The sequence below is a fragment of the Yoonia sediminilitoris genome, from assembly GCF_003058085.1.
Taxonomy (GTDB): Bacteria; Pseudomonadota; Alphaproteobacteria; order Rhodobacterales; family Rhodobacteraceae; genus Yoonia; species Yoonia sediminilitoris.
In genome coordinates, this window is the sequence record NZ_QBUD01000007.1 from 75,098 (window position 1) to 90,241 (window position 15,144).

18 protein-coding genes are annotated in these 15,144 nt (G+C 59.7%); 11 read left to right on the forward strand and 7 right to left on the reverse strand.

Going from position 1 to position 15,144, the window contains the following annotated elements:
- Nucleotides 1-4 precede the first annotated feature (4 nt).
- The 3 genes from C8N45_RS13820 to C8N45_RS13830 form a co-directional block, all read right to left on the reverse strand.
- On the reverse strand, nucleotides 5-376 hold the full coding sequence (locus C8N45_RS13820; RefSeq protein WP_133175981.1) for a hypothetical protein: 372 nt from the start codon (nucleotides 374-376) through the stop codon (nucleotides 5-7).
- A gap of 159 nt (nucleotides 377-535) precedes the next feature.
- On the reverse strand, nucleotides 536-970 hold the full coding sequence (locus tag C8N45_RS13825) for a thioredoxin family protein (protein WP_108386845.1): 435 nt from the start codon (nucleotides 968-970) through the stop codon (nucleotides 536-538).
- Nucleotides 971-992: 22 nt separating this feature from the next.
- On the reverse strand, nucleotides 993-1,727 hold the full coding sequence (locus C8N45_RS13830; protein WP_168769483.1) for a DUF5765 domain-containing protein: 735 nt from the start codon (nucleotides 1,725-1,727) through the stop codon (nucleotides 993-995).
- A 124-nt stretch (nucleotides 1,728-1,851) separates the two neighbouring features.
- On the opposite strand from C8N45_RS13830, the gene C8N45_RS13835 reads away from it, so the two are divergent.
- Nucleotides 1,852-2,727, forward strand: coding sequence for a helix-hairpin-helix domain-containing protein (locus tag C8N45_RS13835; protein ID WP_211095472.1), 876 nt, complete (start codon nucleotides 1,852-1,854; stop codon nucleotides 2,725-2,727).
- 2 nt (nucleotides 2,728-2,729) lie between these two features.
- Here C8N45_RS13835 and C8N45_RS13840 read toward each other — a convergent pair whose 3' ends face one another.
- Complete coding sequence (locus C8N45_RS13840; protein ID WP_108386952.1) at nucleotides 2,730-3,236, reverse strand: hydrolase; 507 nt, start codon at nucleotides 3,234-3,236, stop codon at nucleotides 2,730-2,732.
- Between the two features lie 204 nt (nucleotides 3,237-3,440).
- Between C8N45_RS13840 and acsA the strand changes: the two genes are divergently transcribed.
- The 4 genes from acsA to C8N45_RS13860 are packed head-to-tail and all read left to right on the forward strand — an operon-like array spanning nucleotide 3,441 to nucleotide 8,642.
- Entirely contained in the window at nucleotides 3,441-5,204 is a 1,764-nt protein-coding gene (gene acsA, locus C8N45_RS13845) for an acetate--CoA ligase (protein WP_108386847.1), read from the forward strand.
- Nucleotides 5,201-7,204, forward strand: a complete 2,004-nt coding sequence (pdhA, locus tag C8N45_RS13850; protein ID WP_108386848.1) for a pyruvate dehydrogenase (acetyl-transferring) E1 component subunit alpha — start codon at nucleotides 5,201-5,203, stop codon at nucleotides 7,202-7,204. Before acsA ends, pdhA begins: the two co-directional genes overlap by 4 nt.
- Nucleotides 7,201-8,400: a dihydrolipoamide acetyltransferase family protein gene (locus C8N45_RS13855; protein ID WP_108386849.1), complete on the forward strand. Its 1,200-nt coding sequence runs from the start codon at nucleotides 7,201-7,203 to the stop codon at nucleotides 8,398-8,400. Before pdhA ends, C8N45_RS13855 begins: the two co-directional genes overlap by 4 nt.
- Nucleotides 8,397-8,642 (forward strand): acyl carrier protein, encoded by a 246-nt coding sequence (locus C8N45_RS13860; protein ID WP_108386850.1) that lies wholly within the window; start codon nucleotides 8,397-8,399, stop codon nucleotides 8,640-8,642. The genes C8N45_RS13855 and C8N45_RS13860 overlap by 4 nt, the downstream gene beginning before the upstream one ends.
- Before the next feature lie 235 nt (nucleotides 8,643-8,877).
- Here C8N45_RS13860 and C8N45_RS13865 read toward each other — a convergent pair whose 3' ends face one another.
- Nucleotides 8,878-10,008, reverse strand: coding sequence for a hypothetical protein (locus C8N45_RS13865; protein WP_108386851.1), 1,131 nt, complete (start codon nucleotides 10,006-10,008; stop codon nucleotides 8,878-8,880).
- 145 nt (nucleotides 10,009-10,153) lie between these two features.
- Here C8N45_RS13865 and hisB point away from each other — a divergent pair, with 145 nt between their 5' ends.
- Genes hisB through C8N45_RS13880 form a run of 3 tightly spaced genes read left to right on the forward strand, consistent with a single transcriptional unit; the run spans nucleotide 10,154 to nucleotide 11,854 of the window.
- The gene (hisB, locus tag C8N45_RS13870) at nucleotides 10,154-10,741 is read left to right on the forward strand and encodes an imidazoleglycerol-phosphate dehydratase HisB (protein WP_108386852.1); all 588 of its coding nucleotides are present in this window, start codon (nucleotides 10,154-10,156) and stop codon (nucleotides 10,739-10,741) included.
- A complete protein-coding gene (gene hisH / locus C8N45_RS13875) occupies nucleotides 10,738-11,376 on the forward strand; it encodes an imidazole glycerol phosphate synthase subunit HisH (RefSeq protein ID WP_108386853.1) in 639 nt (212 codons plus the stop codon). Before hisB ends, hisH begins: the two co-directional genes overlap by 4 nt.
- 28 nt (nucleotides 11,377-11,404) lie before the next feature.
- On the forward strand, nucleotides 11,405-11,854 hold the full coding sequence (locus tag C8N45_RS13880; RefSeq protein WP_309498984.1) for a transglycosylase SLT domain-containing protein: 450 nt from the start codon (nucleotides 11,405-11,407) through the stop codon (nucleotides 11,852-11,854).
- 58 nt (nucleotides 11,855-11,912) lie between these two features.
- Here C8N45_RS13880 and C8N45_RS13885 read toward each other — a convergent pair whose 3' ends face one another.
- Complete coding sequence (locus C8N45_RS13885) at nucleotides 11,913-12,377, reverse strand: HTTM domain-containing protein (protein ID WP_108386855.1); 465 nt, start codon at nucleotides 12,375-12,377, stop codon at nucleotides 11,913-11,915.
- Nucleotides 12,378-12,516: 139 nt separating this feature from the next.
- Nucleotides 12,517-12,906 carry a DUF2147 domain-containing protein gene (locus tag C8N45_RS13890; RefSeq protein ID WP_108386856.1) on the reverse strand — a complete coding sequence of 130 codons (390 nt, stop codon included), beginning with the start codon at nucleotides 12,904-12,906 and terminating at the stop codon, nucleotides 12,517-12,519.
- 143 nt (nucleotides 12,907-13,049) lie between these two features.
- Between C8N45_RS13890 and hisA the strand changes: the two genes are divergently transcribed.
- The 3 genes from hisA to C8N45_RS13905 all read left to right on the forward strand — a co-directional run bounded on the left by hisA (nucleotide 13,050) and on the right by C8N45_RS13905 (nucleotide 15,139).
- On the forward strand, nucleotides 13,050-13,769 hold the full coding sequence (gene hisA, locus C8N45_RS13895; RefSeq protein WP_108386953.1) for a 1-(5-phosphoribosyl)-5-[(5-phosphoribosylamino)methylideneamino]imidazole-4-carboxamide isomerase: 720 nt from the start codon (nucleotides 13,050-13,052) through the stop codon (nucleotides 13,767-13,769).
- A gap of 309 nt (nucleotides 13,770-14,078) precedes the next feature.
- Nucleotides 14,079-14,837 carry an imidazole glycerol phosphate synthase subunit HisF gene (gene hisF / locus C8N45_RS13900; protein WP_108386857.1) on the forward strand — a complete coding sequence of 253 codons (759 nt, stop codon included), beginning with the start codon at nucleotides 14,079-14,081 and terminating at the stop codon, nucleotides 14,835-14,837.
- A complete protein-coding gene (locus C8N45_RS13905) occupies nucleotides 14,834-15,139 on the forward strand; it encodes a phosphoribosyl-ATP diphosphatase (RefSeq protein WP_108386858.1) in 306 nt (101 codons plus the stop codon). Before hisF ends, C8N45_RS13905 begins: the two co-directional genes overlap by 4 nt.
- Nucleotides 15,140-15,144 lie beyond the last annotated feature (5 nt).

Consider the following 15,144-nt stretch of genomic DNA (forward strand, 5'->3'; position numbering starts at 1 on the left):
CCGCTCAGTCTTTCTTCAGCGACATGGCCAGTCGCATCGTCGCAGCCAGGATCGCCTGCCCCAGAACCGGAGAGCGACCCCTGCCGATAACAGCGTCGTTGTCGCGGCTATCACTTTCGCGCAGTGTGCAGCGCCAATGGCCATTCTTGTCGTTTGCGCGCCCGTGAATATGCACGGCCCAATTCGGAAACGCCTTGTCTGCAATATGCATCGCACTGTCAGATGTGCCGATATGCGCGGCATCCAGCAGGTTGGTCTCGGCAAGCTCTGGCAACAAAAAACCCAACCCATGTGACACGCCGTCGAAATCCGCGACAGTCAGATCAGTCCGTTTTTCAAGCTCTTCAATCAGTATGTCCAGTTCAGGGTCTTTCATTTTCATCGCTCCGTATTGTGTGGGACCTGCCAAAGACAAAGGCGGCATCGGGCCATTTGCCCGGACACCTGCGAAAGCTTCGCACAGTTTGGCATTGCGCGATTGATCTGGATCAGTCCGCGACGGTCACACCCGGCTTCTCAAATGCCACGCTTCGCGTTACAGGTGCTGGCGCACGAACCCTTCGATGTCGGTGGCTGGGCGGGCGCCTGACAGGCGCGCAACCTCTCGACCTTTTGCATAAAGGATCAGCAGGGGGATGCCCCTGATCTGCAACCGTTGCGACACGGCCGGGTAGTCCTGGGTGTCGATCTTGGCAAAACGTGCCTTGCCGCGCAGGGCGATGGCCGCTTTTGCAAACTCCGGTGCCATCATCTTGCAGGGGCCACACCACGGTGCCCAGTAATCCACGATGAGCGGCAAATCATCGTTTCGCGTGGCCTTGTCATGGCGTGTCACGTCAAACGCGACAACATCACCTGCGGCAAGTTTGGCACCGCATTTCGCGCATTTGGGGCCCGCGTCCAGCTTGGCCACAGGCACGCGGTTGGCTTGACCACAGAACAGACAGGTCAGTCTGGCACTCTCACTCATCGTCGGCTTTTCCTTTCTTGACTTACCCTTGGGCGTTGATCTCTTTGCCCCACCAATGGGTTGCCGTCATCCACTTTCTGACCACAGGGCTAAGGGCGACCAAAAGGATTGCAATCGAAAACAAACACCAGATCGCAGGCATTTCATTGGGGTTCGTCGTCAATGCTGACGCAAGAACTGGACCAACGACAGCGTGCAGAATGACAAACCGCCACGCGCCATAGATCAGCGGCACCGCAAAGACAGTGAACATGTAAGTCGGAAACCCCGTCGCCGTGCCAAAGAAACGCTCGAGCGGGACCATAAGCCCGTTGTAAGGTACGTCCCAAGCGATGTGCCAATCACCCGACACGGTGCACCAGTTTTCCGCACACAGCGGAACGCCTGGCACACATTCACCCAACTGCGGTGCCGGGATCAATTGCGCCCACATCACCAAGGTCGACACAGCGCAGGCCCCATAGACCCAATTGCGAACGCGATGCTTGACCGGCACCGGGACCAGTTCCATCGCAAAGGCATTGATCAGAAAAGGTTGCAGGCTGATGTGCAGATAGGACAGGAAAGTCACCGACCGGTTGGCGGGCGTGCCGCACTGATCCAATACAGCATAGCCCCAAAGCTGAAGCGCCTCCATCAGGGTGAAATAGCCCAACGTCAACCAGATCGCAGGCGCTTCTCCACGCCGATATGTAACCGCAGCGGCGACGGCGCCGGCCCCGATCATAACGCCCGAGACTTCAGCGCTCCAACACATGGCGGTCTCCTGTTTCTGTCATGACCCTAACGCGGTGCTTTGGGATTGCTTTGACAAGGATCAATTCTGACACGCGCAATGGGCCTATTGTTGTCAGGAACGCGTGCGCACTTGGAAAATCCTGATGAAACAGCAGCCGATGACAGAAAAGCAACGGGTCGAAAACCTGTTTGTTTCGCAAAAATTGGGCGAGTTGGCCGATTTGCTTGAACAGCAGGGTGCATCGCGGTTTCGCATTACCGCCTACCGTGATGCGGCCGCTTATATTGCGGCTCTGCCCATTGCGATCCGCTCAGTCTATCTTGCCGATGGCAGGCGCGGGCTGGAGGATCTGCCGACAATCGGCAGCGCCATTGCGCAGGCCATCGCAGAGCTTCTGGACAGTGGCAGGCTGACCGCGCTGGACCGCTTGCGCGGATCGGCTGACCCCGAAAAGCTGCTGCAATCTGTTCCGATGATCGGTCCTGCGCTTGCACATCTGATTCATGATGATTTGCACATCGACACGCTGGAGGGTCTGGAGGCCGCCGCCCATGACGGTCGCTTGGCAGCACTGAAAGGCATCGGCCCACGCCGCGTCGACAGCATTCGCCATTCCCTGAATGACATGCTGATGCGGCGCAGGCCGGGTCGCGCGGGCCATGAGGCCCCGCCCCCGGCGGTGGCCGACATTCTGGACGTTGACCGCACCTATCGCGAAAACGCCGCAACCCTGCCAACCATCACGCCGCGCCGCTTCAACGAAAACGGTGCGACACGCATCCCGATCTTGCATACAGAACGCGGACCATGGCGCATGACCGCGTTGTTTTCCAACACGGCATCGGCGCATAAATACGGGCGCACCCGCGATTGGGTCGTGATCTATTACGAGCGTGACAGCCAGCCCGAGGGACAGGTGACTGTCGTGACCCAGCACGGCGGCCCCCTTGACGGGCGGCGCGTCATTCGCGGGCGTGAAAATGCCTGCGCGCAATATTACGCGACAGAGGGCCAGTAGGGTTAAACCTCGGCCACACCCACCATGTAGTTTTCACCGTAGGCTTTGGCGCATTTCGGGCAGGTTGTATAAAAGAAAAAGACACGCTTGGCAGTCTTGCCCATGGCCGTCGCTGCGACCTCCATGTCATGGGAAAAATCCTGGGCGCGTCGGTACGGTCCTTCAAAAACCCGCGTGATGAAATCGCCTGACAAGGTCGCCATATCTTCCCCTTCGATCGGTTTTGAGACGGCAAAATAATGCTCTGCCTCCCAAGGGGATATATCGCGGCTCAGCACGATTTCCGTTGCGGGGTCAGCCGCGCCTTCATCTTCGATATGTTCCTGCACGCGGGTGAATACGGTGCCCATATTCCACGGAATATGCATCGCACTGCGGGTCGTGGCGCGCACAAAGAGCTTGTCTTCGAAGTGGAGCTGCTGATTGTCCCATCCCTGGGGTTTGAAGCGCGGGCAACACCCGGTGGTGTTTTCACTGACGTCGTTGAAGGGGAATGCATTTGTCTGCATGGCGGAAGTCTCCTTGCCTGTCGGGTCCCGTGGCAGTTGCACCATAGGGCGCCGTCATCACCGCCCGTTGATATTCGTCAACCGCAATGCATCCGCCAAGTGGCAGACTGGGTAAAACCAAGGAGCCCCAAAGATGCAATTGACCAAGGACTTGGCAGCGCGCGGCGCAATCCGCGTTCGGGACAATCGCGAAAGCGCAGCACAATGACCGGCCCCGCAAACGATGGGGAGCGGATCAGCAAGCCGGCGCACGTGCGGGCGGATGCCAATATGGAAAACTATGACAAGGTGCGTGACAGTTTTTCATGGGAAGCGGCAGAATCCGCGCTGGACGGCTTGCCGGGGGGGCATCTGAATATTGCCCATGAAGCCATCGACCGCCATGTTGCCGCCGGACACGGTGAACAGATCGCCCTGCGCTGGATCGCCAAATCGGGCGCCCGCACCGACTACACATATGGCGAACTCTTCCGCCTGACCAACCGGTTTGCAAATGTCCTGCGCGACAACGGGCTTGAACGGGGTGACAAGGTCTATGCCCTGTTGGGTCGCGTGCCCGAACTCTACATCGCAGCACTCGGTACGCTGAAAGCCGGTTGCGTCTTTTGCCCGCTGTTTTCGGCATTCGGACCTGAACCGATCCATGCCCGGATGGAGATCGGCGGTGCAAATGCGCTGATCACATCCAAACGGCTGTATCAACGCAAGGTGGCAGGCATTCGCGACAGGCTCCCGCAGTTGCGCTGCCTGTTCACGACCGACGACGCAAAGGTCGCGGGCACCCGCCACCTGCAGCCGCTCATGGACAGCGCATCCGACATATTTGAAACAGTCCCCACCGACCCCGAAGATACGGCCCTTTTGCATTTCACGTCCGGCACCACGGGCAAGCCGAAGGGGGTGGTCCATGTGCATCAGGCGGTTGTGGCACATCATACCACCGGCAGGCTGGCGCTTGATCTGAGGGCAGGCGACATCTACTGGTGCACGGCCGACCCCGGATGGGTGACAGGCACGTCATACGGCATTATCGCGCCCCTCACGAACCGGACCACAATGATCGTGGATGAGGCGGAATTCGACATAAACCGTTGGTATGACATTCTTTTTGAAGAGGCTGTCAACGTCTGGTACACGGCGCCAACTGCGATCCGCATGCTGATGAAGGCCGGTGCAGAGGCCCTTGGCGGGCGCACATTTCCGCACCTGCGGTTCATGGCCAGCGTGGGTGAGCCGCTCAACCCCGAGGCGGTGATCTGGGGCAACGACACATTCGGCCAGCCGTTTCACGACAACTGGTGGCAAACCGAAACCGGCGGGATCATGATTGCCAACTATGCGGCGATGGATGTCAAACCCGGATCAATGGGCAAGCCACTGCCGGGCATTACGGCGGGAATTGTGAAGGTGGCGGATGGCAAAGCGACCGAACTGACCGCCCCCATGTCGATGGGTGAACTTGCCCTGCGCCCCGGATGGCCATCGATGATGCGCGGCTACCTGCATGAACAGGCGCGCTATGACAAGTGCTTCAAAGATGGTTGGTACCTGAGCGGCGATCTGGCGATGCGCGATGCCGACGGCTATTTCTGGTTCGTCGGGCGTGCCGATGATCTTATCAAAAGCGCGGGTCACTTCGTCGGCCCGTTCGAGGTTGAAAGCGCGCTGATGGAACATGACGCCGTGGCCGAGGTCGCGGTGATCGGCCTGCCTGACGAAGCCGCAGGGCAGATCGTCAAGGCGTTTGTCGCGCTTAAACCGGGATTTGAGCCCGGCGATGATCTACGGTTGAACTTGATGGGCCACGCCCGCAAACGGCTTGGGCCCGCAGTCGCCCCCAAAGATATCGCCTTTCGCCAGAACCTGCCCAAGACCCGCAGCGGGAAAATCATGCGCCGTTTGCTGAAAGCCCGCGAATTGGGTCTGCCAGAGGGCGATATCTCTACCTTGGAAAGCGATGAGGCATGACAATACACAGCACCAAACCCCATCTTGACGCTGCCCACGTCCGCGCGCTCTTCACCACGATGCTGCGGATCAGGCTGTTCGAAGAAACCTGCGCCGAGGCCTACAGCCAACAGAAAATCCGTGGGTTTCTGCATCTATATGATGGCGAAGAGGCCGTCGCGGCCGGGGTCATTCCGCTGCTTGCACCACAGGACCGGCTGGTCGCCACCTACCGCGAACATGGTCATGCACTTGCACGCGGCGTGCCGATGGGCGCGGTTCTGGCAGAAATGTACGGCAAGGCCGAAGGCTGCGCGGGTGGGCGCGGCGGATCGATGCATCTGTTCAGTCGCGACCATAATTTCTACGGCGGCAACGCCATTGTCGGCGGTGGCCTGCCAATGGCGGTTGGGCTCGCGCTGGCGGACAAAATGCGAGGCACCGACGCGGTAACAACCTGCTTTTTCGGTGAAGGTGCCGTGGCAGAGGGCGAATTTCACGAAAGCCTCAACCTTGCATCCCTGTGGGGTGTGCCTGCGCTTTTTGTATGCGAAAACAACGGCTACGCGATGGGCACCGCGCTGGCTATCTCAGAGGCGGAAACCGACATCGCCGCCAAGGCGCGCAGCTATGCGGTCACGTCCGAAGTGGTCGATGGCATGGATGTCGTCGCGGTCGAGGCCGCCGCACGACGCGCACTTCAGTCCATCGCGGAAACCGGCAAACCCTATTTTCTGGAATGTCGCACCTACCGCTTTCGGGCGCATTCCATGTTTGACGCGCAGCTTTACCGCCCCAAGCAAGAGGTGGCAGCGTGGCGCCAAAAAGGACCGATCGTGCGGTTCCGGAAATGGGCGGTCCAAAGTGGGCTGCTGCACGAAGACGACATTGCGGCCATCGAAACAGAGATCAAGGCCGAAATAGCCGAGGCCGTAGCCTTTGCCGAGGCAGGAACAGCAGAGCCGGTGGAAGCGCTGGAGCGTTACGTCATGGCCCCCGAGCGGCCCGCGCCCCCGCCGGTCACAACGCCCGGCAAGATGTTTGAAACGACTTATCGCGACGCAACAAAGGCTGCCATCACCGATGCGCTGACCCGCGATGACCGGGTCTTTTTGATGGGCGAAGACGTCGGGCATTATGGCGGCTGCTATGCGGTCAGCAAGGGACTGCTGGACCAGTTCGGCCCAGACCGTATTCGCGACACGCCACTCTCTGAATCCGGCTTCACCGGCGCGGGCATTGGCGCCGCCATCGCAGGCATGCGCCCGATCATCGAGGTCATGACCGTGAACTTCTCGCTGCTGGCGCTGGATCAGATCATGAATACCGCCGCAACCCTGCGGCACATGTCCAATAATCAGTTCGGCGTGCCTGTGGTGATCCGGATGGCGACAGGCGCGGGCAAGCAGCTTGCCGCACAACACTCCCATTCGCTCGAAGGCTGGTATGCCCATATCCCCGGACTGCGTGTCCTTGCGCCCGCAACGCTTGAGGACGCGCGCGGCATGTTGTGGACAGCACTCGAGGACCCTGACCCGGTACTGATTTTTGAAAATGTGATTCTTTATAACAGGGTCGGCGATTTGGCGGAAAACGCCGGCCCTGTTGACATAGACCGCGCCGTGGTGCGCCGCGAAGGGCGAGACATCACGCTGCTGACATATGGCGGATCACTGTTCAAGACACTGGATGCGGCAAAGGCGCTGGCTGACGATGGTATCATGGCCGAAGTCATCGACCTGCGCAGCCTGCGCCCGCTGGACATGGACACGATCCGCGCGTCGGTGGCGCACACCCACAGGGCATTGATCGTTGATGAAGGCTGGCGCAGTGGCAGCCTGTCGGCGGAAATAGGGATGCGGCTGGCAGAGGCATCGTTTTTTGATCTTGATGCGCCCCTGGGCCGGGTGTGCAGCGCCGAAGTGCCGATCCCCTATGCGCAGCATCTTGAACAGGCCGCCTTGCCCCAAACCGACAGTATCATTGCTGCTGTCAGACGGCTGATGGAACAACAGCCATGAGCCAGTTCGTCATGCCCTCGCTGGGCGCAGACATGGAGGACGGAACTTTGGTCGAACAGCTTGTGGCACCGGGCGACCCTGTGCAGAGGGGCGACGTCATCGCGGCCGTCGAAACCCAAAAAGGCGCGATCGAGATTGAAGCCTTTGAGGACGGGTTTCTTGACCGCTGGCTGGTGCCACTGGGCGCAAAAGTGCCGGTTGGCACACCACTTGCCATGATCCGCACTGGCGATCCGCCTGCCACGCCGGACATCCCGCAACCCAAAGACCCGGCAGTGCCGCCGCCGCCGCCCGAAACGCCACAGCCCGCGGAACCGGACCTGCCCCCGGCAGTGCCGGAGGACCCGCCGCTTGCCCCCGAACCGCCCGCGCCACCGCCAGAAAAGATGGGCACATCGCATCGGCAACGCGTCACACCAGCGGCGCGGCGGCGCGCGGCACAGACCGGTTTTGACCTCTCTGCGCTCGGCGGGGATCGGGTCATTTCGCTGGATGATGTGCCATCTGCCCCGACAGCTGACGCGCCCAAGCCGCTGTCGGCCATGCGACAGGCGATTGCGGCAGCGATGGCCCGCTCAAAGCGTGAAATCCCGCATTACTATTTGTCAGACACAATCGACCTGACCGCAGCCGAGGCGTTCATCGCTTCCCGAAATGCCGATTTGCCACCTGATGCACGCCTATTGATCGCAGTGCTTTTCATCCGCGCCACGGCGCGCGCCGCGCAATCATTCCCGGAGTTCAACGGATACTTCGAAGAGGAACATTTCAGCCCAAGTGCCGCCGCGCATGTGGGCATGGCCATCAATTTGCGCGGCGGCGGGCTGGTCGCCCCTGCCCTGCTGGACGCAAACGAAGGCAATCTGGAAACATTGATGATGCGCTTGCGCGACCTTGTGATGCGCGTTCGAAAGGGCCGTTTCAAGGCGCGTGAACTAGCGGAGCCAACCATCACAGTGACCAGTCTGGGTGATCGTGGTGTTGCCGGGATTACCGGCGTTATCTTCCCGCCGCAGGTGGCCATTGTCGGGATCGGCACACCCGGCTGGCAGCCGATGGTCATCGACGGGCAGCTTGTCGCGCGCCGGGTGGCGAATATCACCCTGGCCGCCGATCACCGGGTCAGCGACGGGCATCGCGGCGCACGTTTCCTGCGCAGCATCATAGACCATTTGCAACAACCGGAGGCCCTATGAACGATAAAGACATCCGCGCATTGATGATCCGGCAACTCGGCCAGATCGCACCTGATGTTCCATTTGACACGGTTGACCCCGACGCCGACCTGCGGGACGAGTTTGATATCGATTCAATGGATTTCCTGACCCTGATTACCGCTCTTGGCAAGGAACTGGGGCTGTCCATGCCCGAAACTGACTACGATCAAATGCGCAGTTTTGTAGGATTGCAACGGTATCTGTCATCCCATGTGACGTAGCACGGACTGTTTGCAGACGAAAACTGTGTCCCGGTGGCGGGCAAGAACAACCGGCAAAAATGACACCCTGTTTGCGAGATTGCCGCCGGAATGTGGTATTTCCCCGTACCGAGTGAGTGCAAACGGCACTGCGCCCAAGCCCAACATCAGGTCCCGGGCACAAATCATAATATCGCTACAGCGTTTCGACTTTGACCTGGGGCATCAGCCAAAAGCGAAACGCAATTGCGTCACACTACAGGGCTGAAGAAGACCGCGACCCGGCAATGATCCGTGCCCGATGTTGCTGTGCAGCCATGCGGGCGGTGTCTTTCTTATTGCGTATCTGGTCCAGCAAAAGTTCGGTATGCGTCTTCGAGATCGCAGTCAGGTCGGTATCTGCAGGCGCGGCCGCGACACTGGGGCCCAGCGCGAGGGGGGAAGCGGCATCCTTTGTTCGCGTCTTGTCAGACCGGTCATCGCCAGTGCGTGCCATCTGCGTCTGCGTTGTCGGCTTTCCGAACTCTGGCTCCTCCCGACTTACGGCGGTTTCATCCTGCATGTTCCGGGCCAAGCGGCCCGGCGCTGCATAGGTTGGCTTTTGCAGGTTTGATGATGGAAAGAACGTACGCTTGCGGGTTTCGGTCGCTGGATGTGCGCCAAATACCGGCGTTGTGTCTACCCGCGCGGCAACAGGTTGCTCTGCGACCTCAGGTGCTACGACTGCCTGTGATGTGGCTGGCTGTGCGGCAACGGAATGCGCTGCGTCTGGCGAAGCGACGGGCAAGCGCGAAGCGACCGGCAAAGGCGTTTCAACTGGCAGCTTACCCGGTGTTTCTACCACAGGATTGACCAACACGATTGCTTCCGCGCGCTCTGGCATCGGGGTATCCGCGATCAATGCATCAAGCGGATCATCGTCAACTTCATCGTCGATATCGTCCAGTTCCCAATCAGTGCCGGGCGACATCGCTGCTTCTTCCAGATCGCGGGCCTGATTGCGCCGCACGCGGGCTTCGGCCTCTGCATAGTTTTCAATCGCCGACAGGGCGAAACGGGCCACCAGTTCTGCGGCCATGTCCGTCCCCAGAAGGCAATAGAGCGACGGGATAAGGTCAAACAACTCATCCGATTCCGTGCGGTTCCGGTTGGTCATGATCAGGGTACTGATAAAGGGCAGTCGCCGTTCAGCAGACAGCGCAATGGAATGGGTCAATCGGCCGTCCAGCCGTTCATCCATAATCAGAACATCAACCGTTTCGATCCGCAAAAGCGCGCGGGCGATATGGCGTGTTTCGACACAAATGACCTGAAACCCCTTGTCAGATAGAACTTTCGCACATGCGACCGAGGCTTCAGGATCATCCCGCAAGATAAGTGCCTTCATCGGATTCTCCTAATGTTTGCAGCGTTTGATTGACCATAGGAACCCAACCCTTAAATTTTGCTGAAAACCCCACAGAAATAAGACACAGGCTTTTCCCCTGCCCCGGATAGCCCTATAGATCGGCCAAGAACAAAGGGGACGCAGGATGCGGACAGCGACGATTACACGCAAAACGGCCGAGACCGATATCACCGTGGCCATCGATCTTGATGGAAAGGGGACATACGACAACCAGACGGGTGTCGGTTTTTTTGATCACATGCTGGACCAGTTGTCGCGCCATGCGCTGATCGACATGACCGTGCGGGCGTCAGGTGATTTGCACATTGATGACCACCACACGGTCGAGGATGTGGGCATTGCCTTGGGTCAGGCGCTGACACAGGCACTGGGCGACAAGCGCGGAATCCGCCGCTATGGGTCCTGCCATCTGGCGATGGATGACGCGCAGGTGCGCTGTGCGCTGGATTTGTCGGCGCGCCCCTATCTGATCTGCAATCTTGATTTGCCCTTCGGCAAGATCGGGACCTTTGATACAGAATTGGTGCGCGAATTCTTTCAGGCGCTCAGCACCCATGGTGGTATCACGTTGCACATCGACAAGCTGCACGGGTTCAATGCGCACCACATTGCCGAAGCGGCCTTTAAAGCGGTGGCGCGCGCCCTGCGCGAAGCGGTTGAAACCGATCCGCGCAAGGCCGATGCCATCCCGTCGACCAAGGGCAGCCTATGACAACGGCCTTGATCGACTACGACAGCGGCAACCTGCATTCCGCCCAAAAAGCGTTTGAGCGGATGGCGGCGGAAGTGGATGCGGGTGCGATTGTTGTCACGTCCGATCCTGACGTTGTGGCAAAGGCTGACCGGATCGTACTACCCGGCGACGGGGCCTTTCCGCACTGTCGGGCGGAACTCTTTGCGCGGACAGGACTGGCCGAAGCCGTGATTGAAGCGGTCACCGTGCGCGCACGCCCGTTCTTCGGGATTTGCGTCGGCATGCAAATGCTGGCCACCACTGGACACGAGTACGAAGAGACGTCCGGCTTTGACTGGATCAGCGGCGATATTCGTCAGATCAAACCGTCTGATCCGGCGCTGAAGGTGCCTCATATGGGGTGGAATGACCTGATCATTGACCATCCGCATCCGGTACTTGAAGGGATCAGGACCGGTGATCATGCCTATTTTGTGCATTCCTATGCAATGGATGTCCACGATCCGGCCCAGCGCTTGGCCCACGTGGATTACGCAGGGGATATCACCGCCATCGTCGGGCGCGATACGATCGTTGGCACACAATTCCATCCCGAAAAAAGTCAGGACGCGGGCCTGCGCATGATCGGCAACTTCCTACAGTGGGCTCCCTGAGATGACAGCAAGCTACAGCAGACGGGCAATGATCATCATCGCCGGGCTTGGCCTCGTGGCCTGCGGGCGAAGTGAAACTGCGACGCGGACAGCGCGCAGCATCCCGCTTTACCCCAACGAAACCCCTGCCCTGCGGCGCCTGATCAACCAATATGCGGCAGTCCACGGCATTCCGGTCACACTGTTGCATCGCGTGATCAAACGCGAAAGCACACATCGGCCCGGTGCGCGCAACGGCCCCTATTGGGGCTTAATGCAAATCCTGCCCGAAACCGCCCGCACGATGGGCTTTCGCGGGCAACGAGAGCAGTTGCTCGATGCCGAAACCAACCTGAAATATGCAGGCAAATATCTGCGCGGGGCGTGGCTTGTGTCGGATGGCGATCAGGATGCTGCGGTAAGCTGGTATGCCCGTGGCTATTACTACGAAGCCAAGCGGCGCGGTATGCTGGTCGAAACCGGGCTGCGGTCCGGCTAGGTCACACCACCTGAATCAGCCGCGTTTGCAACCTCAGGACCGACGGATAGGCCGCGGTTCAGAACCAGACGAAACGGTTCAACCCGAACAGGCAGGCGTTAGCCAAATAAAAGGCCGCCGCCAGAACAAGTGCTGCGCACAATGCCTGTTGCGAGAGCAGGCTCAGCGGAAAAAGCACCTCAAACAGCATGACCAGCCATGACATCGCCCACGGCACCATTGGGCGGTCCGCCAGAGCACGCAACTGTTCACTGACCGGATAGGCCGACAAGCTGAAAACATCCTGCAACGCCCGCCCGATGCGCCAGTCGGGATTGACGATCTTGACCTGCCCGGAAATGAAATAAGAAAGCACAACCTGTACCGCCAGATAACTGAACGCGATCTCGCTCCAGAACTCGTCTGGCGGCAGGCGTGCTGCGGGCCGGCGGCAAAGCACGAGCAAACCCATGCGGTCGCTGCCACCATTGTAAGGTCCGGCAAAACAGCGCAGAACCGCGATACTGTGCAGGGAAAGGGCCATGACGGCAGCAGTGTCGGCAGGATCAAAGACAGCGTGTTGCGCATACCCACAGTTAGCGGAAACGTGGTTTACGAAGCGTGGATGTCGGAAAACTTGATTAGGCAGGCCATGGCCTGCCCTAAACACCAAAAAATGCCGATTATTGCACGCGCAGCCAAACGCCGCTGCTGCGGCAAATCCCGAAGACGCAGCCGGAAACAGCCAACTGGTCGCCGTTCAACTCAAGGCTGGAGCTATAGGTCTTGCCACGATCGGGTGAAAAAATCTTGCCACTGTAGGCACCGCCACCTTCCGGCACGGTTTCAGAAATGATGCTCTGCCCGGTAAAATCTGACGGGATTTCATTTGCATCGGTGTCAAAGGATTTGATCAGGCGACCGCACAGGGCTGCACCACACGGGGCCACCTGCACAAAACCGAAGTTGCCATTGTCATCCTTGGCCGTCTGCCAGATGCCTTCCAGCGGGTCCGCGTTCGCGGCCCCTGCCAGACAGATTGCAGCGATGGCAGTCATCATGCGCTTTTTCATTCAGTGATCCTCCCTGATCGTTGGCGGCAAAGATGCGCCACATGGCTGTGCGCGATCAAGTCTGACGTCGGGTCGCGGGCTTTCATTGCAATCTGCCAAGGCACATGCATAAACGCGGCCAGACCCAACGAAAGGCAAAGCGCATGATCCTCTACCCCGCTATTGATCTCAAGGATGGAAACGCTGTGCGGCTGGTGCATGGGGACATGGATCAGACAACCGTCTTTAACGACGACCCGGCAGCACAGGCGCGGACCTTTGTTGATGCGGGCTGCACATGGCTGCATCTTGTGGACCTGAACGGCGCCTTTGCGGGTGAACCCGTGAACGCGGCCCCGGTCGAAGCGATCCTGAAAGCCTGCCCTGTGCCTGCCCAACTGGGCGGCGGCATCCGCGATATGGCCACAATCGCGCGCTGGCTCGACAAGGGGCTGGCCCGCGTGATCCTGGGCACCGTTGCGGTCGAAAACCCCGATCTGGTGCGCGAAGCGGCCCGCGCATTTCCGGGCCAGGTTGCGGTTGGGCTGGACGCGCGCAACGGACGGGTTGCTACCCGCGGCTGGGCCGAAGAAACCGACGTGATGGTGACAGACCTTGCCAAATCGTTCGAGGACGCAGGGATCGCCGCCATCATCTACACCGACATTCTGCGCGACGGGGCCATGAAGGGGCCGAACATTGATGCGACGGCCGATCTGGCGCGCGCAGTCGATATTCCGGTGATCGCCTCGGGCGGCGTGTCGTCCATGGCCGACCTGTCCGCGCTGAAAGCAACAGGCGTGATCGCGGGCGCGATTTCGGGGCGCGCACTTTATGATGGCGCGATTGATCTGTCGCAGGCACTGGACCTGTTGCAGAATTAGGCACTGCGCCACGTCCGTCTGTGGTCTCGCAGCGGGCTCAATTCCGGCGCACCGCATTTCCGTCAATGCATTGGGGGCGCCATTCACTTTGGCGACCACCCCTGCGACCAGCCCGTTGATTGTGTCACTGACCTACAGGGGCGCGGGTTTTGTGACGATCTCGGCCCCATGCGGCTGTGGCTGACAGGGCAAGCAATGCGGCTATGATCAGTGTTTTCATCGGCAGCGCCCTTGGTTGCATGACAAAAGCTTACACAAGTCGCCGCGGACCCCTTCCACTTCTGGCACAATCCGCCTAATGATCTCGGCATGTTGAAGACCCGTATCATCCCCTGTCTTGATGTCGCCGAAGGACGCGTTGTGAAAGGCGTGAACTTTGTGGACCTGATTGACGCGGGGGACCCTGTCGATGCGGCCATTGCCTATAATGCGGCCGGCGCGGACGAGCTGTGCTTTCTTGATATCATGGCAACGCAGGAAAACCGGGGCACGATGTTTGATCTGGCCACCCGCACAGCGGAACAATGTTTTATGCCGTTAACCATCGGCGGCGGGGTGCGTACCCATCATGACGTGCGTGATTTGCTGCTGGCGGGCGCCGACAAGGTCAGTTTCAACTCAGCCGCTGTCGCCGACCCCAACGTGGTTGCCGAGGCCGCGATGCGGTTCGGATCGCAATGCATTGTTGTGGCCATTGACGCCAAGACGGTCAGCCCCGGCAAATGGGAGATTTTCACCCACGGCGGGCGGCGCCCAACCGGCATTGACGCCGTAGAATTCGCCCGCACGGTCGTCGAAAAAGGGGCCGGTGAGATTCTGCTGACCTCAATGGATCGGGACGGCACCAAATCGGGCTTCAACCTGCCGCTGACCCGCGCGATTTCTGACGCCGTGCATGTGCCGGTGATCGCGTCCGGTGGCGTGGGTACGCTGGACCATCTGGTCGAAGGCGTGACCGACGGCGGTGCCTCTGCGGTGCTGGCTGCGTCGATCTTTCATTTCGGGACCTATACAATCGGCGAAGCAAAGGCCCATATGGCAGCCGCTGGCATTCCGGTGCGCCTATGACCCTTGATGATCTGGCCAGCCTGATTGCATCACGCCAGGATGCCGACCCCGACAGCAGCTGGACGGCCAAGCTGCTCGCCAAGGGGCCGGAAAAATGCGCCGAAAAGTTCGGAGAAGAGGCCATCGAGGCGATCATCGAAGCCGTCAAGGGCGACAAGACAAGGCTGACATCAGAGGCGGCAGATGTGCTCTATCACCTGCTGGTGATGCTGACCGCACGAGGCGTCACACTTGATGAGGTCATGCAGGAACTGGCCAAGCGGCAAGGTACATCGGGCATCGCTGAAAAAGCGGCGCGATAGGGTCA

What these genes read in the sequence shown, in the direction of transcription:
- C8N45_RS13820 (WP_133175981.1), bottom strand. Translation starts at nt 376, where the DNA reads ATGAAAGACCCTGAACTGGACATACTGATTGAAGAGCTTGAAAAACGG.
- C8N45_RS13825 (WP_108386845.1), bottom strand. Translation starts at nt 970, where the DNA reads ATGAGTGAGAGTGCCAGACTGACCTGTCTGTTCTGTGGTCAAGCCAAC.
- C8N45_RS13830 (WP_168769483.1), bottom strand. Translation starts at nt 1,727, where the DNA reads ATGTGTTGGAGCGCTGAAGTCTCGGGCGTTATGATCGGGGCCGGCGCC.
- C8N45_RS13835 (WP_211095472.1), top strand. Translation starts at nt 1,852, where the DNA reads ATGAAACAGCAGCCGATGACAGAAAAGCAACGGGTCGAAAACCTGTTT.
- C8N45_RS13840 (WP_108386952.1), bottom strand. Translation starts at nt 3,236, where the DNA reads ATGCAGACAAATGCATTCCCCTTCAACGACGTCAGTGAAAACACCACC.
- acsA (WP_108386847.1), top strand. Translation starts at nt 3,441, where the DNA reads ATGACCGGCCCCGCAAACGATGGGGAGCGGATCAGCAAGCCGGCGCAC.
- pdhA (WP_108386848.1), top strand. Translation starts at nt 5,201, where the DNA reads ATGACAATACACAGCACCAAACCCCATCTTGACGCTGCCCACGTCCGC.
- C8N45_RS13855 (WP_108386849.1), top strand. Translation starts at nt 7,201, where the DNA reads ATGAGCCAGTTCGTCATGCCCTCGCTGGGCGCAGACATGGAGGACGGA.
- C8N45_RS13860 (WP_108386850.1), top strand. Translation starts at nt 8,397, where the DNA reads ATGAACGATAAAGACATCCGCGCATTGATGATCCGGCAACTCGGCCAG.
- C8N45_RS13865 (WP_108386851.1), bottom strand. Translation starts at nt 10,008, where the DNA reads ATGAAGGCACTTATCTTGCGGGATGATCCTGAAGCCTCGGTCGCATGT.
- hisB (WP_108386852.1), top strand. Translation starts at nt 10,154, where the DNA reads ATGCGGACAGCGACGATTACACGCAAAACGGCCGAGACCGATATCACC.
- hisH (WP_108386853.1), top strand. Translation starts at nt 10,738, where the DNA reads ATGACAACGGCCTTGATCGACTACGACAGCGGCAACCTGCATTCCGCC.
- C8N45_RS13880 (WP_309498984.1), top strand. Translation starts at nt 11,405, where the DNA reads ATGATCATCATCGCCGGGCTTGGCCTCGTGGCCTGCGGGCGAAGTGAA.
- C8N45_RS13885 (WP_108386855.1), bottom strand. Translation starts at nt 12,377, where the DNA reads ATGGCCCTTTCCCTGCACAGTATCGCGGTTCTGCGCTGTTTTGCCGGA.
- C8N45_RS13890 (WP_108386856.1), bottom strand. Translation starts at nt 12,906, where the DNA reads ATGAAAAAGCGCATGATGACTGCCATCGCTGCAATCTGTCTGGCAGGG.
- hisA (WP_108386953.1), top strand. Translation starts at nt 13,050, where the DNA reads ATGATCCTCTACCCCGCTATTGATCTCAAGGATGGAAACGCTGTGCGG.
- hisF (WP_108386857.1), top strand. Translation starts at nt 14,079, where the DNA reads ATGTTGAAGACCCGTATCATCCCCTGTCTTGATGTCGCCGAAGGACGC.
- C8N45_RS13905 (WP_108386858.1), top strand. Translation starts at nt 14,834, where the DNA reads ATGACCCTTGATGATCTGGCCAGCCTGATTGCATCACGCCAGGATGCC.